The sequence below is a fragment of the Massilia mucilaginosa genome, from assembly GCF_011682145.1.
Lineage (GTDB): Bacteria > Pseudomonadota > Gammaproteobacteria > Burkholderiales > Burkholderiaceae_D > Telluria_A > Telluria_A mucilaginosa.
Genome location: NZ_WHJH01000025.1, coordinates 52,218 through 66,980 on the forward strand (window position 1 = coordinate 52,218; position 14,763 = coordinate 66,980).

At 60.9% G+C, this 14,763-nt stretch carries 11 protein-coding genes and 3 pseudogenes; 11 read left to right on the top strand and 3 right to left on the bottom strand.

The window, feature by feature from the left end:
- Nucleotides 1-409 precede the first annotated feature (409 nt).
- The 4 genes from F2P45_RS19440 (at nt 410) to F2P45_RS19455 (ending at nt 4,872) form a co-directional block, all read left to right on the top strand.
- Nucleotides 410-1,690 (top strand): hypothetical protein, encoded by a 1,281-nt coding sequence (locus F2P45_RS19440; protein ID WP_166878768.1) that lies wholly within the window; start codon nt 410-412, stop codon nt 1,688-1,690.
- Nucleotides 1,691-1,710: 20 nt separating this feature from the next.
- Nucleotides 1,711-2,208 (top strand): CesT family type III secretion system chaperone, encoded by a 498-nt coding sequence (locus F2P45_RS19445; RefSeq protein ID WP_166878771.1) that lies wholly within the window; start codon nt 1,711-1,713, stop codon nt 2,206-2,208.
- A gap of 121 nt (nt 2,209-2,329) precedes the next feature.
- On the top strand, nt 2,330-3,028 hold the full coding sequence (locus tag F2P45_RS19450) for a TatD family hydrolase (protein ID WP_166878774.1): 699 nt from the start codon (nt 2,330-2,332) through the stop codon (nt 3,026-3,028).
- A gap of 617 nt (nt 3,029-3,645) precedes the next feature.
- Nucleotides 3,646-4,872 carry a hypothetical protein gene (locus tag F2P45_RS19455; RefSeq protein WP_166878776.1) on the top strand — a complete coding sequence of 409 codons (1,227 nt, stop codon included), beginning with the start codon at nt 3,646-3,648 and terminating at the stop codon, nt 4,870-4,872.
- A 110-nt stretch (nt 4,873-4,982) separates the two neighbouring features.
- Here the strand turns inward: F2P45_RS19455 and F2P45_RS37030 are convergent.
- The 3 genes and pseudogenes from F2P45_RS37030 to istA all read right to left on the bottom strand — a co-directional run.
- Nucleotides 4,983-5,135, bottom strand: a pseudogene (locus F2P45_RS37030) (ATP-binding protein); the annotation flags it as partial.
- 15 nt (nt 5,136-5,150) lie between these two features.
- Entirely contained in the window at nt 5,151-5,309 is a 159-nt protein-coding gene (locus tag F2P45_RS37035; protein ID WP_308613639.1) for a P-loop NTPase family protein, read from the bottom strand.
- Nucleotides 5,306-6,384, bottom strand: a pseudogene (istA, locus tag F2P45_RS19465) (IS21 family transposase). The gene F2P45_RS37035 and the pseudogene istA overlap by 4 nt, the downstream one beginning before the upstream one ends.
- A 280-nt stretch (nt 6,385-6,664) precedes the next feature.
- On the opposite strand from istA, the gene tnpB reads away from it, so the two are divergent.
- The 7 genes and pseudogenes from tnpB to F2P45_RS19500 all read left to right on the top strand — a co-directional run bounded on the left by tnpB (nt 6,665) and on the right by F2P45_RS19500 (nt 14,543).
- On the top strand, nt 6,665-7,183 hold the full coding sequence (gene tnpB / locus F2P45_RS37290; RefSeq protein ID WP_370663282.1) for an IS66 family insertion sequence element accessory protein TnpB: 519 nt from the start codon (nt 6,665-6,667) through the stop codon (nt 7,181-7,183).
- Nucleotides 7,110-8,651 (top strand): annotated as a pseudogene (gene tnpC / locus F2P45_RS19475) (IS66 family transposase); the annotation flags it as partial. The gene tnpB and the pseudogene tnpC, both read left to right, overlap by 74 nt.
- Nucleotides 8,652-8,675: 24 nt before the next feature.
- Nucleotides 8,676-8,987 (top strand): hypothetical protein, encoded by a 312-nt coding sequence (locus F2P45_RS19480; RefSeq protein ID WP_166878779.1) that lies wholly within the window; start codon nt 8,676-8,678, stop codon nt 8,985-8,987.
- Nucleotides 8,988-9,112: 125 nt separating this feature from the next.
- Nucleotides 9,113-9,892: a substrate-binding periplasmic protein gene (locus tag F2P45_RS19485; protein ID WP_166878781.1), complete on the top strand. Its 780-nt coding sequence runs from the start codon at nt 9,113-9,115 to the stop codon at nt 9,890-9,892.
- A gap of 27 nt (nt 9,893-9,919) precedes the next feature.
- Nucleotides 9,920-12,097: a response regulator gene (locus tag F2P45_RS19490; protein ID WP_166878784.1), complete on the top strand. Its 2,178-nt coding sequence runs from the start codon at nt 9,920-9,922 to the stop codon at nt 12,095-12,097.
- Nucleotides 12,094-13,314, top strand: coding sequence for a response regulator (locus F2P45_RS19495; protein WP_166878785.1), 1,221 nt, complete (start codon nt 12,094-12,096; stop codon nt 13,312-13,314). The genes F2P45_RS19490 and F2P45_RS19495 overlap by 4 nt, the downstream gene beginning before the upstream one ends.
- Nucleotides 13,311-14,543 carry a hypothetical protein gene (locus F2P45_RS19500; protein WP_229505175.1) on the top strand — a complete coding sequence of 411 codons (1,233 nt, stop codon included), beginning with the start codon at nt 13,311-13,313 and terminating at the stop codon, nt 14,541-14,543. The genes F2P45_RS19495 and F2P45_RS19500 overlap by 4 nt, the downstream gene beginning before the upstream one ends.
- The last annotated feature ends 220 nt before the right edge of the window (nt 14,544-14,763 follow it).

The window sequence follows — 14,763 nt, forward strand, 5'->3', positions numbered from 1 at the left end:
TAAGTGAGCGGTGATGCCGGCGCCATCCGCGTGACGACGCCCTTGCCGCCATGGGTGCGCAAGGAGGGGCGATTGGTTCCATGGGCGGCGCGTGCCAGCCGAAGCGCTTGTCGCCATTGATAGCCGGGCGAAGTGCCGCCCCCGCTCCGCCGTAAGGAAAAATGTCTGCTTGCGGCAATGGAACCATGAACCGCATCCGAGCGACCTACTACCGGACACTACAGCTATTACAGGGGCGGCCACACTGAAATCCCTTGCACGGCCTTGGTTTCACGCGCTCCACGCGGTGCATCGCGGGAATGCGTAACGAGCAAAACACCAACCACACTCTAACCAGCAAGTTCGGGTAAATGCGGTGATGCCAGGTGACTGGCGGGTCCGCTACCTGAAGCCACCAGGAGAATATATTATGGCCACAAACCCTCTCTCGCCCGCGTTCCGCGAGCGGCCCAAATTGAACGGGGACCACTACACACCAGCGCCGAGATTGACGGCCGCTGAGGTCGCTGAAAGGACAGGTCCGAGGTGGAGCGAAGACTGGAACAGTAATGTCGGAGATGCAGCAGCGGCGACCCTTACGGCGTGCATCCGCGCAAAGATCGGCAGCAAAGCCCAAGGTCCGATGATCGCAACAGGGACGAGATGGCGCCCTCAGCATCAAGTAGGCCAGTCGGCAAGAAACATCTCCCATATCAACCTGACATTGCTTAAATTTAGAGTGGGAGACCTTACCGCGCACGAAATGACTTTCAAGAACCGCCTTGAAACCGAAACCTTGCATATCACGCATGCAACCAATCATGCACTCACCGGTAACAGGGCGGTACTCTTTTCCCGCATAAAGCTTCAAGAAGAAAGGGTCTCCTTCGCTACAGAGAACACCAATGGCAATGATATTGACCAGCTTGCAACGGACGACCACGTCTTTTTCGCCTTGGAAGTGGGTGATTGCCAGAAGCCCGCAAGCCGATTCGGCGGCACCATCCATCGGTTTCCGTTCGATCAACCCGCCGTGAAGCAGCAGGGCATGATGCACTTGTTCGACGCTTTAATCGACAAACCTCCGAGACTGGCCTCGCAGTTCGAGAGCATTCCAGCGGTTGAGGCAATGTCGGACGATCAGCGTACGGATGTAGTGGACAGGCTGGCAGAGCAGGCAAAGAAGCTCAAAGCGACGAACACGCTATTTCATGGCCCGCACATCATGCAGGCATTGACGCTGTCGGTTATCGAACGCTGCCGCGCTTTGCCGCAGACATTGCGCGACGACCTGCTGCAGAATGGCGAGCTGAATACGATCGTGAATGTCTTGTTCCGGCCGCAGATTCTCGTCCCACGACAATTTTATGGGACGCCGACGCAATCGAGAACGAGCGAGCAGCTGGACATGAACGCCCTTAACGAATTGGACGATTCGTCGGACTCTTCTAGCGACTCGGAGGTTTCCAGTGGCGACGTGGATTTTTACAATACAAACTTACATCATGGCAGCGCGGCGCCACCCTCCCTCCCATCGTTGCATTCTGCCTCCAGCGAGAGTGGCGACTCGGAGGGTGCTCTCAGCGACTTCAACGGATCTATTAGCGACTCGGAGGGTTCTTTCAATCTACAGGAACTCTATACCAGCGCGGCGCAAGCCCCGCTCACGTCGCCGCATTCTTCCTCCAGCGAGGGTGGGGAATGGGTCTAGTGTAAGTCCAGGAGAAAACAATGGGACCAGATAAACTCTTGCCGGCACTGTGGCCGCTACTTCATGGCTTCGGCATCAACCCGCGAGGCCTCGCTCCGGCACCAAATTATGAGTTCGAGATCGGCTGCCACACGCTGTTCGTCGCGGTCGAGTCGAGCGGGCAGGTATTGCTGGTGACGCCGCTCAGCCGGGGCACGGCAAGCGCGGACGATGTTGGCTGGCGGATCCTGAATCAGAATACCTTCGGTCAGCCAGCGCCGATCCTGATCCACAGCGCCAGCGGTAATGCCGAAGAAGTCCTGCTGTGGTGCGAGTTTTCGCTGCTGACGCTGCCTTCAGATCAGCTGAGGGCACTGCCAGAGCGATTTCTCGCAAGGCTGCTCAACACCCAGTCCTTGCTGGAGGGCGTCGAATCGAACGGCCCCGGCATGGCGGAGCAAACAGCGGCAAAACCACAGCGCCGGCAACCGGCGACAGCGACGCAACTGCGCGAACGGCTCGACCGGCACGCCGCGTAGAGACTGAGCCGCGGCTGCCGATGCGCTGTCCTGCACCAGCCATCGGCAGCCCGGTCGAGGCGATGTCGTGCCCCGGCGCGGCATTGACGAACTACAAAACCTGGCATCCACAATGCCACCCATGCAGACATTTCCCCTGATCGACGTTGGACTAGACCTCGCGAGCCATCGCTTCACAGGTGACTGGAAACAAGTCGTAGCGCGCGCCTATGACTCGGGCGTCGAGCACTTCATTTTGACTGGCGCCACGCTCAAGATCTACGACGCAGCGCTACTGACCGAAAAGATGGCGCCCGGCACTGGCTACTTCACCGCCGGCATTCATGCCCACTACGCCTCCGAGCTCGGTGCCGACGCCCTGGTGCGGCTGCGCGCGCTGCTGGCGCATCCGCATGCCGTGGAAGTGGGCGAAACAGGCCTCGATTACAACCGCGACATGTCGCCGCGCCCGGTCCAGCGGGCCGCGATCGAGGCCCAGGTCGAGCTGGCCTGCAGCACCGGAAAGCCCTTGTTCCTGCACGAGCGAGAGGCTGCGGACGACCTGCTGGCCATCCACGACAACGTCAATGGCCGCGAGGCGGTCGCACGCCGATATGTGGAACGGGGATCTTATCTGCGCATCGCCGGCTGGGTCGGGCATCATAACCGCAGCAAGTGCGTCTTCAGGGACGCGATACCGGCCAACTGGTCGAAGCCGGCCTTGCCCATGGTCTCGCTGGCAGCCGCGGGACGCGTTGGCGCCGGCGCGTGGACGGTGTGCACGGGCAGCGCTGCTTGCAGGGACGAAATCGATTGGGTCGCCATGCCGGAGCTACAGTAGCCAACGGCCTGCGTCTTCCTTGCCGCCCAGGCCGCGACGCTGGCGCACAGCGGCGTCGGCGCAGGGTTCGTCAGGCTGCGGGATGGAACATGCGGTAATCGGTAAACAGCTTTGCGATGATCGTGTCGGTGCCATCGCGCCCTTGCGCCCGCCTCCTTCCGGTGGACTATCCGCACCGGCGTTCGGCGTTCGGCGTGCCATCCTTGGTTAAGCGGTGGTGCCGGCGCTGTCCGCGTGACGACGCCCTTGCCACCATGGATGCGCAAGGAGGGACGCTTGGTCCCATGCGCGACGCGTGGGCGAACGGGCGCCTGGCGCCGGCGATGTTCGCGCGGCGCCGCGTTCGATCCGGCCTCGCTGCGGGCCGCCATCTCCACGCGCGGCAATGGAACCGGCGGCCCCCTTCGAGCGACCTATACCGAACACGGCTGCCGTGACAGGGCAAATCAGGCTGACAGCCTGTGCACGGCGTTGTTTCCACGTGCCCTGCGCGGCCCACCTCCGCCAGACGCAACGAGCAGGAATCGAGCAGCACCTCAACAAGCACATTTGGGCCGTGCGGGCCATGCCGGGCGACTGGCCGGTCCGCCTGCCTAAAGCAACCAGGAGAATATCTTATGAAGTCAAGCACTTCCACCCTCTCAGTCCACAGCCCCCGTCCAGCGCCGCAAGTAACAGAGCAGGCCGCTGCGCCCCAGAGTATCGGTGGCATGTCGGGGAAGTGGCAAATGGGCATGATCGGCCCCCGCGGGAAAGTGGAAGCACAGACAATCGTGAGGGCATATCGCACCAGCCAGGCTGTCAAAGCTCACAGTCAAATGATCGACCAGGGTGCGAGATGGAAGGATCACAGGGGTACAAACGGCATAAACCGCACGACGCAACAGATCTCGCATCTCAATTTGAGGAATCTGATCGTCAGAGTTGGGCAACTGACCGAGCCCGAGATCATGTTCAGGAAGCGTTTTGAGGCAGCGGATTTGCAGATCACACATGCCACGAATCATGGACTGAACGCCAACGGAAACGCTGTGCTTTTTTCGCGCCAAAAACTGGAGTCTATCAACGAGAAGATAGAAGAACGAATCGCGTTGCTGGACGACGGTACAGAAGAGAAAAAGGAGGCCGAGGAATCGCTAATAAAGTTTGACGATACAAATACCGATGTTAACGATATTCTCCAGCTCGCGACGGATGACAATGTTTTCTTTTCCCTGGGCGCCGGACGCAACCAGAAGGATGACAGCCGGTTCGGCAGCAAATTGTACAGGTTTCCGTTCGATCAACCCGCCGTCAAGCAGCACGGCTTGCTACACCCGTACGACGTGTTAACGGGTGAGTTCTCGCCTGTCGAACCCTGGCTCAAGGACGTTCCGGCATTCAAGGCACTGTCGAAACCGGAACGCGAGAAAATCCAGGTTAATCTGGATAACCATGGCAAGACACTTAACGCCGCGAACACGCTGATGCACGGCCCGCACCTCATGAAGGGTTTGGGTCTGTTGATTATCGAGCGCTGCCGGGTTCTGCCCGACGAGCTGTGCGACGACCTGCTGCAAAACGGGGACATCAATACGCTGACGAACGGCTTGTTACGGCCCCAGATTCTCGTACCCCACCAATTCTTCGGCGCGCCGACGGAAACTATCGAGTCCGTGCGCCCGACCGCGAACGATGTCTCGTCGGACTCGTCGGACTCGTCGGACGCATCCGACGTTGAAGCTGACGACTCGGACGGCTCGTGGGGCTCTTCATCGAATGTATCTTCGAGCTCATCGAATGCGTCGTCGAGCTCATCGAATGCGTCGTCACACTCATCCTTGTCCAGCCGCTACGGACAGTGAGTCTAACCTGCTGACAGGACCAAACAATGGAACCGGGAAAACTCTTCCCCAAACTGTCGCCGCCGGAGCGTGTCAATGATTTTGAAACACCTTATTGAATTTGTGAGAGTCTAAATCTCGGGTTTCAGGCACTCGTTTCGCTCGATAAAGCCCAGTCCGGCCAGCTCCTCTATCTGGCTGCGCTTGACGCCCTTAGCGAAGTCATAGTTGAACTGCTCCAGCGTCTTGATCGCCGGGAAGCCGGCCAGGCGCGTCATCATGGTCTGCTTGCGTACCGTTCATCCCGCCATTTCTTCGCGCAGCAAGGCCTCCAGAAAGTCGCTGTATGCCATCTCGTCCTTGGCCGCCTTCTGAGCCGCCGCACCGTAGCTTTGCCCCACGAAGGACAGCTTGAGCGCCTCGCACAATTCGGTGATGCGTTCGTGTTGCAGGTTCATGCAGCTACTCCCTGCGTGACGTTCATCAGCAGCTGTTCATAGACCGCCAGCGGGTGCTGCGCTGGCGCAACTTCGGCGATGCGTTCGATCACGATCGCCGGACGCGGTGCGGGTGGTTCCGGCGCCGCAGCCTGCGGCCGCGCAGCAGCGATGTCGCCTCGCCATGGCGCTGCCAGTGCCTGCAGGTGTGCCACTTCATTTGCCATCCGGTCGGCCGGCTTCTCCTGTGTCGTGCCGTGCACCCGCTCGTTGGCGACCTCGCGCAGCCAGCGGGTTACTTCGACGTTCGCAGTCACGACATCAAGCTGCAACCGCTTTGGCCCAGCCGGCTTGCCAGCGGCACGTAAAACGACCTGCGCAGGTAGCCGTTGAAGCGCTCAACCTTGCCCTTGGTCTGATCCCGGTACGGCTGGCACAGCTTGATTCGGAAGCCGCTGTGCTTGGCGAAATCGAGGAAGCCGGCGTGGTAGCGGTGCTGGCCGTCGCCGTACACGTCGCGCTCGATGACGACCGTCTTCATGTTGTCGTACAGTACCTTGCGCGGTACGCCACCGAATGCAGCGAAGGCGCGCTCGTGGCAGCCGATCAGCGTGGCCACCTTCATGTCGCTGACAAACTCGACGTAGCTGGCGCGGCTGTAACCCATCGTGGCGCAGAACGCATGCAGCGGCGCGCTGCCTTTGCGGAACTCGACCCAATCAACCTGCAATTGCTCGCCCATCTCGGTCTCGAAGCGCACTACCGGTTCAACCGGCAACGTCGGACGCAGCGAGCGCATGAACGCGCGTAACTGGCTCAAGCCGCCCTGGTAACCGCGCTCGACGACCTCACTGTGCAACACGCTCGCCGGTATCGAGTTCGGTTGCGCCGCCGTCTGCCGCTCCCGCGGATAGGCCTCATATGGCGCCAACTTGGTCGGCCGCTTTACCTTGCGCTCGTATTTCGGCACAGCCTTCAGCGCTAGGTGCCGCCGCACCGTGTTCACCGCACAGCCTACCTCGGCGGCGATCCGCCGCAGACTCAACCCATGCTTGCTCAATACCTGAATCTCCACACACACCTCGTTGGGTTTCAAGGCTGCTCCGCAAAGCAGCCATCTTCTCAAATCGGTGTATCAGTTTTCAATCGCTGCTGTGTATCAGTTTACAACCGCTGCTGACAGCCGTCAGTAGCGCGACCGCCAGTATAGCCCCCGAGCAGTCGTCGGCATCAACGCCAATCCAAGAGTCGCCGGCCATGTCCGGCATCGACCTCCGCATCGATCTGGGCGACGGTGTCGCGCTGACGATCGCGAGGCGTTGATGTTCTTCCCCGAGGGCCAGGTGCGCGTCTTCCTGTACGGCCATCCGGTGAGCATGCGCCTGTCTTTCGACGGCCTGTACGCGTTGGCCAGGCACGTCATGTTGCAGGACCCATTGTCGGGCAATTTGTTTGCGTTCATCAACCGGCGCGCCACGCAGATAAAGGTCCTGTATTTCGACCGGACCGAGCTGTGCGTCTGGGCCAAGCGCCTTGAGCAAGGCCGGCCGGTTGGCAACTGGGCCGATGTGGCCAGCCGCGAAACAGACTGGACTGGCCTTAAGCCGCTGCTCGACGGCATCGAGCCAAAACAGGTGCGTCGGCGCTATAAAAAACCTGTCGATAAAGCCCAAAATACTCCTGTTCATTCAGTAAAAACTTTATATTATTGCCATGCAAATCAACCATCAATCTGCAGCCAAAGTAGTCCACCCGACGGTGGCATTGAGCGCTGTGGATATGACCAAACTGCTCGACGTGAAGGATCGCGAAATCGTCCACCTGCGCCGACAGGTGGCCTGGTTCCAGCGCCAGATCTTCGGTCAGAAGAGCGAGCGCCGCGTGCCCGAACCTGAAGGCATCCAGGGCACACTGGGCGAACTCTTCGAGATTGTCCCGGACGATCTGCCGCCAGCCAAGAAGAGCCAGATTGCCTCGCACGAGCGCGAATACAAGAATAAGAATAAGAATAAGAATAAGAATAAGAATCAGATCGACAGCGCCGACGAATCTGCGCTGTTCTTTGACGACACGAAAGTGCCGATAGAAGTCATCGCCCTCCCCAATGCCGACGTCGCCGGCCTCGACCCGGCCGACTACGAAATGATCGGCGAGAAAGTCAGTCACCGCTTAGCGCAGCGCCCCGGCAGCTATGTCATCCTGAAATACGTGCGCCCGCTCATCAAGCTGCGCGCCACTCAGGCGCTGTGCTGTCCGCCGGCGCCGGCGGGCGTGCTCGATGGCTGCCGAGCCGATGCCAGCTTCCTCGCCGGCATGATCATCGACAAGTTCGCCTATCACCAGCCGTTGTATCGTCAGCACGTCACATTGCAGGACGCCGGCATCAACGTCAGCCGGGCCTGGGTGACGTTGATGCCGGCAGCGGTGTCGCTGATTGAACCGATCTTCGATGCGCAGCTGGACTCAATCCGGCTCTCGCGCATCATTGCGATGGACGAAACGCCGATCAAGGCCGGTCGCGCCGGCCCCGGCAAGATGAAGGCGGCGTATTTCTGGCCGGTGGTGGGGGAACAGGATGAAATCTGCTTCTTGTATTACCCCAGCCGGGCGGCAAAGCACATCGAGGATGCGCTCGGGCTGACACGGCCGAACGGTGCAGTATTGCAAAGCGACGGCTACAGCGCCTACGCGCACTATGCGAAGAAAACGGGAATCACCCAAGCGCAGTGCTGGGCGCATTCACGCCGAAAAATCTACGACGCCAGAGACATCGAACCCACCCACGCGGATCAGGCGCTCGACGCGATTGCCGCCCTGTACAAGGTCGAGCAGCAGATTCGCAACGACGGTGGGACAGGGCCGGGAAAGCGCACACGCGGGCAGGAACAGTCCAAGCCGATCCTCAATGGCCTTTTCGCCTGGATTGACGAGCAGTTTGACAAGCGGGGCTTCCTGCCGAGCAGCCCTTTCCTCGGTGCGCTGGCCTAGGTCCGCGAGCGCCGCATCGGACTGTCCGTCTACCTCAACGACCCGGATGTGTCGATCGACACCAACCATCTGGAACGTGCCTTGCGGGTCATTCCGATGGGCAAAAGAAATTGGCTGTTCAGCTGGACTGAACTGGGCGCCAAGCATGTCGGCATCGTGCAGAGCCTGCTGGCCACCTGCCTGCTGGCCACCTGCCTGCTGCACGACATCAACCCGTACGACTATTTCGTCGATGTCCTGCGGCGCGTCGGTCAACACCCGGCGTCACTGGTGCACCAGCTCACGCCGCGCGTCTGGAAGCAGATGTTTGCCGCCAAGCCGCTGCGGTCTGATTTACATGACCTTGCCGGACTGCGTGCGCACACCGGCGGCTGATCGGTTACATCTATATCGATCACTATGATCAACGGCATGAGGGATATTGGTACATCAAACTTTTTCCCTTGCTCGATTGTTGGGATCGTGGAACGATCGGAATATGCCCGCAATGCTCCGCTAACGATCGGTACGCGAACAAAGTTCAATGTCTATTCTTACAGGCTCGACGCAGCGGTACTGGACAAGATCGCACTTCAGGACAGGCTTCTCTTCAAGATGGGCGGCACGCTGAACGGCTACCTTTTTTGTCATACGAGTTTGATGCAGATCTTTCGCGGCGACGGCCGCAGTGGCGCCGATTTCAGACCTGTCATCGAGGATACAATAAGGTGAATGCGGTCCTGTGATGCATTGACGCGGCAGCGATCTCCCACGGGTCTGTTGGCGTAGGACAACGGATATATGCACCGCAGCGCAATTCGGCGTTACACTGGATTCATTCATTGAGGAGAATCAAGATGAAATGCATCGGTGTACTCCTGCTGGTCTGCGGCACCCTCGTCGGGCCGCAGCTAGCGCGCGCCGAAACGCGGCCGCTGCATCTTGCTAGTTTAGAATGGCTGCCATACGTCGGCCGCAGTCTTCCCGATGGCGGCATGTCCGGCGCCGTCGCCAAGGCTGTCGCTGCGCGCTTCGGTCATGGCATCAAGATCGCCTACTTTCCCTGGAACCGCGCCATGCAGGCCGGCGGCAGCGATCCCGATTTCGTCGGCTACTTCCCTGCCTACCACACGGCCGAGCGGGCACGCCAATGCCATTTTTCCGCCTCGATGGGCAACAGCACGGTCGGCCTGGCAATGCTGACCGCGGCTCCCCTGCGCTGGCGTGTGCTTGACGATTTGACAGGCAACAAGCTGGGCGTGGTCTTGGGCTACTCGAACGGCGCCGCGTTCGACCAGATGATCAAGAGTGGCAAGCTGGCGGTCGATGCATCGGAGAGCGACACGATCAACTTGAAAAAGCTGCTGGCCGGCCGGGTTCGCGCGGTGGTGATTGACAAAGCCGTGCTGCGCTATCTTCTCGCGTCCGATCCCGCCTTGAGCAAGGAACGCGCCAAGCTGGTCTTCGACGAGCGCCCCCTTGCCGAACTGACTTTGCATGTCTGCTTCCAGCGCACGCCGCTGGGCCTGAAACTGAAGCAATCCTTCGACGCCGCACTGCTGCAAACCGATATAGCGAAGATCGAGAATGCGTATTTTGACAAGCTCGACCGCACCTTGGGTGCGGTACGCCGCTAGCCGCCATTCCCCTATCGAAAGCCTGCCTTGAAGCTGCGTTTTGCAATCGTACTGGCAGTGGCGGTCGGCCTGTTAATCCCCGCCTCGATCAATCTTTACAGCAATCGCAACCGCGAGGAAGCAATGATGCATCGCTGGGAATTCGAGCACCGCCACGTGACTGATATTCTGGCGCTGGGCATGCAGGAACCCCTGTGGAACGTCAATGCCGATTCCGGCCGCCCCTTGCTCGCTTCGCTCTTTCTCGATGAGCGCATCGTCTCGATCCGGGTGCGCGATTCAAGGACTGGCGATTTCTTGGCAAAAGAGGATCCGGCGCGTCGGCGCGGACGCAGTGCCCACGTGATACGGCCGGTGGCGCGCGACGGCGTCGTGATCGGCAACGTTGATCTGGAAATGGCTGGCGGCCTGATCGACGCCGAAATCGCGGACGAGCGGCGCCACTTTGCATTGACGGTAGGCGGCGCCCTCTTGCTGTCGATGGTCATGATCGTCGCCCTGCTCCAGCGCCGCCTGCTGGCCCCGATCAAGCGCCTGATGCACGAGTCGGCGCGGCTGGCCGCAGGTGATTTCTCGCGTCCCTTCGTGTGGCGAAGGGATGATGAACTCGGCGCCCTGGGGCGCAGCGTGGAGCATACGCGCCAGGCGCTGCACGCCTATTTTATCGAAGTCGAGGCAAAGAACATCGCCCTTCAGGCCGAGATCGAATACCACACGCACGCCGAGCTCGAACTCCAGCGCCACCGCGAACACCTCGAGGAACTGGTACGCGATCGCACGGCGCAGCTGCAAATTGCCAAGGAACAGGCCGAGTTCGCCAACCGCGCGAAGAGCACGTTCCTGGCGAGCATGACGCACGAATTGCGCACGCCGCTCAATGCGATCCTCGGCTACGCCCAGATCTTGAAACGGAACAAGGCGCTCGACGAACGCCAAGCCGCTGGATTGGACACCATCGCGCAAAGCGGCGAGCACTTGCTCATGCTCATTACCGATCTGCTCGACCTCGCCAAGATCGAGTCCGGCAAATTCGAACTGATGCCCGCCACGGTCGATCTCGCCGCCTTCATCGCCGGTGTGAAGCGCATTATCCAGGTGCGCGCCGAGCAGAAGGGCCTGGTCTTCGAGGTGTCCGCTCCCGAGCACCTGCCGCTGGTCCTGCTCGACGAAAAGCGTGTGCTCCAGATCCTGCTTAACCTGCTGGGCAACGCGGTCAAGTTTACCGATCGGGGCCAGGTCGGCCTGCGCGTGACGAGCGATGGCCTGGCCGGCGCCAATGGATGCGTGGCCCTGTGCTTTGAAGTGAGCGACAGCGGCGTAGGCATGTCCGCCGACCAGCTCGAAAGCATATTCCAACCATTCGAACAGGTCGGCGATGCGCAGCGCCGGCTCGGCGGCACCGGCCTCGGGCTGGCGATCAGCCGCCAGTTGGCGCGCATGATGGGCAGCGAGATCGAGGTCGCCAGCGATGCGGGCATGGGCAGCCGTTTTTGGTTCACCCTGGCAGCGGAGCCGGCGGCCGCGACCATAGCGCCGCCGACCGCCGAGCGCGACGTGATCGGCTACCTGGGCCAGCGCAAGTCCATTCTGATCGTCGACGACATCGCGGCCAACCGGGAGATGCTGAGGGACTTGCTCACCAGCATGGGATTTGACATCGAACTCGCTTGCAATGGCCAGGTAGCGCTCGACAGCGTGCGCGAGCGAGCGCCCCACGCCGTCCTGATGGACATCGTCATGCCCGTGATGGACGGGCTCGAGGCGACCCGGCAGATTCGCCGGCTGCCGGGTGCGGCGGCGTTGCCGATCATTGCCATTTCGGCCAGTGTGACCGAGGAAGACCAGGACAACTGCCTGGTCGCCGGGGCCGATGCCTTCATGACCAAGCCGGTGCACCAGAATGGCTTGCTCGAGACCTTGGGGCGCTTGCTCGGGGTGGCGCTCTGTTATGAAGAGCAAGCGGCGGCGACGGATAGCGCCGCCAACGCAACCGAGCTGACGCCGCCCCCCCGCGCCCAGCTCGAGCAGCTGTCCCTTCTCGCACGCGAGGGCGACATGCGTGCCATCCGCGAATTGGCCGACGAGATCGAAAATGCCGATCCACGGCATGTGGCATTCGCGCGGATGCTGCGCCAGCTGGCCAAGGAGTACCAGTCGAAAGCGCTGGTCGAACTGGCGCTGCGCTACGTGGATCCCACCCCATGAAGCCCGAACGGCAGACCATCCTCATCGTGGACGACGTTCCCGCCAATATCGGCGTGCTCGTCGATTTCCTCGAGGAGAAGCAATTTCGGGTGCTGGTCGCCCGCGATGGCGAAGAAGCCCTCGCGCGCTGCCAACTGGTCAAGCCGGACCTGGTCTTGCTTGACGTGATGATGCCCGGCATCGATGGCCTGGAGACTTGCCGCAGGCTCAAGCAGCACAGCGAGACGGTGCATATTCCCGTTATCTTCATGACCGCCATGACCGACAGCGACAACGTGGTGGCTGCCTTCGAGGCCGGGGGTGTCGATTACGTGACCAAGCCGATCCGGATCACGGAAGTGCTGGCGCGCATCCATACGCACCTGGCCCTGCGCGAGATGCACCGGCAACTCTCGGCCCAGAACACGCTGCTGCAAGAAGCGAACGATCGCCTCCTCCAGGCCGAAAAGATGGCGTCGATCGGGCAGCTCGCCGCGGGCGTGGCCCATGAGATCAACAACCCGATCGGCTTCGTCAACTGCAACCTGGGGAACCTGCAAACCTATGTCAAGACCTTGTTCGGGGTGATCGACGACTTCCAACAGGCGGCCGCCGCCACCAGTGCGGTGGCGGCGCGCATGGCCGAACTGAAGGAAGCGGCCGAGGTCGACTTCATCCGCCACGACTTCGCGGCCCTGATGGACGAGTCGCGCGACGGCCTGCAGCGTGTGAAAGACATCGTCCAGGCGCTCAAGGACTTCGCGCACGCCGACAATGCCAACACCGCCAGCGCCGACCTGCACCGGGGCCTCGACAGCACGCTGCACATCGTCAGCAGCGAAATCAGGAACAAGGCCGACGTCGTCAAGGAGTATGGCGACTTGCCCCCCGTCGAGTGCGTCGCCTCCCAGCTCAACCAGGTTTTCATGAACTTGCTCGTCAACGCCGCCCATGCGATCGCGGTCAAGGGCGTGATCACGATCCGCACCGGCCGTGCCGGGCAATGGGTCTGGATCGAAATCGGCGACACCGGTGCCGGCATGGACGCCGATACCATCCAGCGTATTTTCGAGCCCTTCTTTACGACCAAGCCGATCGGCATCGGCACCGGCTTGGGCTTGTCGGTCTCGTACGGCATCGTTAAACGCCACGGCGGCCGCATTGACGTCCACAGCGAACTGGGCACGGGCAGTCAATTTACCGTTCACCTTCCTATCCACCGAGAGGCATCCCCATGAGCCATGCAACACCGCATCCGATGCTCCCGCCCCTGCGCCAGCTGCGCAGCTCTCTGTGCGGCGCCCTGTTGCTCGCCGCTTGCGGCTTGGCCGGCGCGGCCGACGCGCCGGCCTCGCCTTGGAACATCGGGGGGGCGGTACGCGTCAACTACGTCTACAAGAGCTGGCAGCCCGAGTACCGGCACGGGTTCGTCGGCCTTGATACGCTGCGCCTGGACGTGAAGTATGACGATGGACACCTGATCGGGTCGGCGCAGTATCGCTACAACCATTTCCCTGCCGGGCAAGGCGGGTACACCAACAATTTCCTGCATCACGGCTGGGCTGGGGTGCGCTTTGCCGACAAGAGCGAACTGCATGTCGGTCTCGACAAGGTGCCGTTTGGCCTGCTCCCCTTCGCTTCCAACAACTTCTTCGAATCGATCGCCTACTATCTCGGCTTGGAGGATACCTATGCCCTTGGGATCAATTACGCGTGGCGCAGCGGCCCGGTGGCATGGCGGCTGGCCTACTTTGCGCGCGATGGCGGTTCCTATGGGGGCGGCGGCAACACGGCGCGCGCCTCGAACCGGTATTCCTTCAACCTGGTGCCGGACGATGACAAGCTAGGCTACGGGACGGGACAAGGTGACCGCGAGCGCGACACCCTGGTCGCGCGCGCCGCCTGGCACGCGCCCGGCGAGGCGAACACGGAACTTGGTTTGTCCCTTCTCAGCGGCGCGATCCACAGCAACAACGGCGAGCGGAGCCGGCGCCGCGCGGCAGCGATCCATGCCAAAGGCAGTCGCGGGCCGTGGGCGATGATGGCCGAGGCGCTGTACTACAACAATGACACGCGCCACCTGCCCGGACAGACTTTCGGGGGGCTGGACCCGAACAGCTTCGTGATCCTGGGCGCCTTTGGCTACCCGTATCCGGTGGCAGCGAAGGGGGTCGTGTACGTGGCGAACGTGAGTTACGACATCGCCGGCAGCGCGGGCCCGTTCACCGGCTTCAAAATCTATAACGACTATAGCGTGCTGAAAAAGAAGACCGGCGGTTTCAAGGACTCGCTGCAAAATGTGACCGGGCTGAGTTTTTCATCCGGCAAATGGATGTTCTATGCGGATGTCATGCTCGCGAAGCACCAACCTTATATGTCGCCCGACTTTGGCGGACTTGCGGCAACGTCACCGCTGCATGACGGCTTTTCGCGACGTATCAATCTGCAGGCGGGGTATTACTTCTGATCGAAGCAGTCGATAAGCGGCCAAGTCGCTGGCAGGTGTCCAGCAACGACGTTGGCACGGCCGCTTTCAATGCTGCTGAGGATACTTTGAAACGAAAAATCTCCGCGTTTTTGGTTTTCTTTAAGAATAGAAACTATTTATGAGAGCTTGCTTGGATATTTTGATATTTCCAACATGATGCGCCATACTGAAATATTGTTCACATATGCGCGCCCACGCC

Excerpts from the sequence above, each read along its gene's own strand:
- F2P45_RS19485 (WP_166878781.1), top strand. The coding sequence starts at position 9,113 with ATGAAATGCATCGGTGTACTCCTGCTGGTCTGCGGCACCCTCGTCGGG.
- F2P45_RS19440 (WP_166878768.1), top strand. The coding sequence starts at position 410 with ATGGCCACAAACCCTCTCTCGCCCGCGTTCCGCGAGCGGCCCAAATTG.
- F2P45_RS19495 (WP_166878785.1), top strand. The coding sequence starts at position 12,094 with ATGAAGCCCGAACGGCAGACCATCCTCATCGTGGACGACGTTCCCGCC.
- F2P45_RS19450 (WP_166878774.1), top strand. The coding sequence starts at position 2,330 with ATGCAGACATTTCCCCTGATCGACGTTGGACTAGACCTCGCGAGCCAT.
- F2P45_RS19455 (WP_166878776.1), top strand. The coding sequence starts at position 3,646 with ATGAAGTCAAGCACTTCCACCCTCTCAGTCCACAGCCCCCGTCCAGCG.
- tnpB (WP_370663282.1), top strand. The coding sequence starts at position 6,665 with ATGCGCCTGTCTTTCGACGGCCTGTACGCGTTGGCCAGGCACGTCATG.
- F2P45_RS19480 (WP_166878779.1), top strand. The coding sequence starts at position 8,676 with ATGATCAACGGCATGAGGGATATTGGTACATCAAACTTTTTCCCTTGC.
- F2P45_RS37035 (WP_308613639.1), bottom strand. The coding sequence starts at position 5,309 with ATGAACCTGCAACACGAACGCATCACCGAATTGTGCGAGGCGCTCAAG.
- F2P45_RS19500 (WP_229505175.1), top strand. The coding sequence starts at position 13,311 with ATGAGCCATGCAACACCGCATCCGATGCTCCCGCCCCTGCGCCAGCTG.
- F2P45_RS19445 (WP_166878771.1), top strand. The coding sequence starts at position 1,711 with ATGGGACCAGATAAACTCTTGCCGGCACTGTGGCCGCTACTTCATGGC.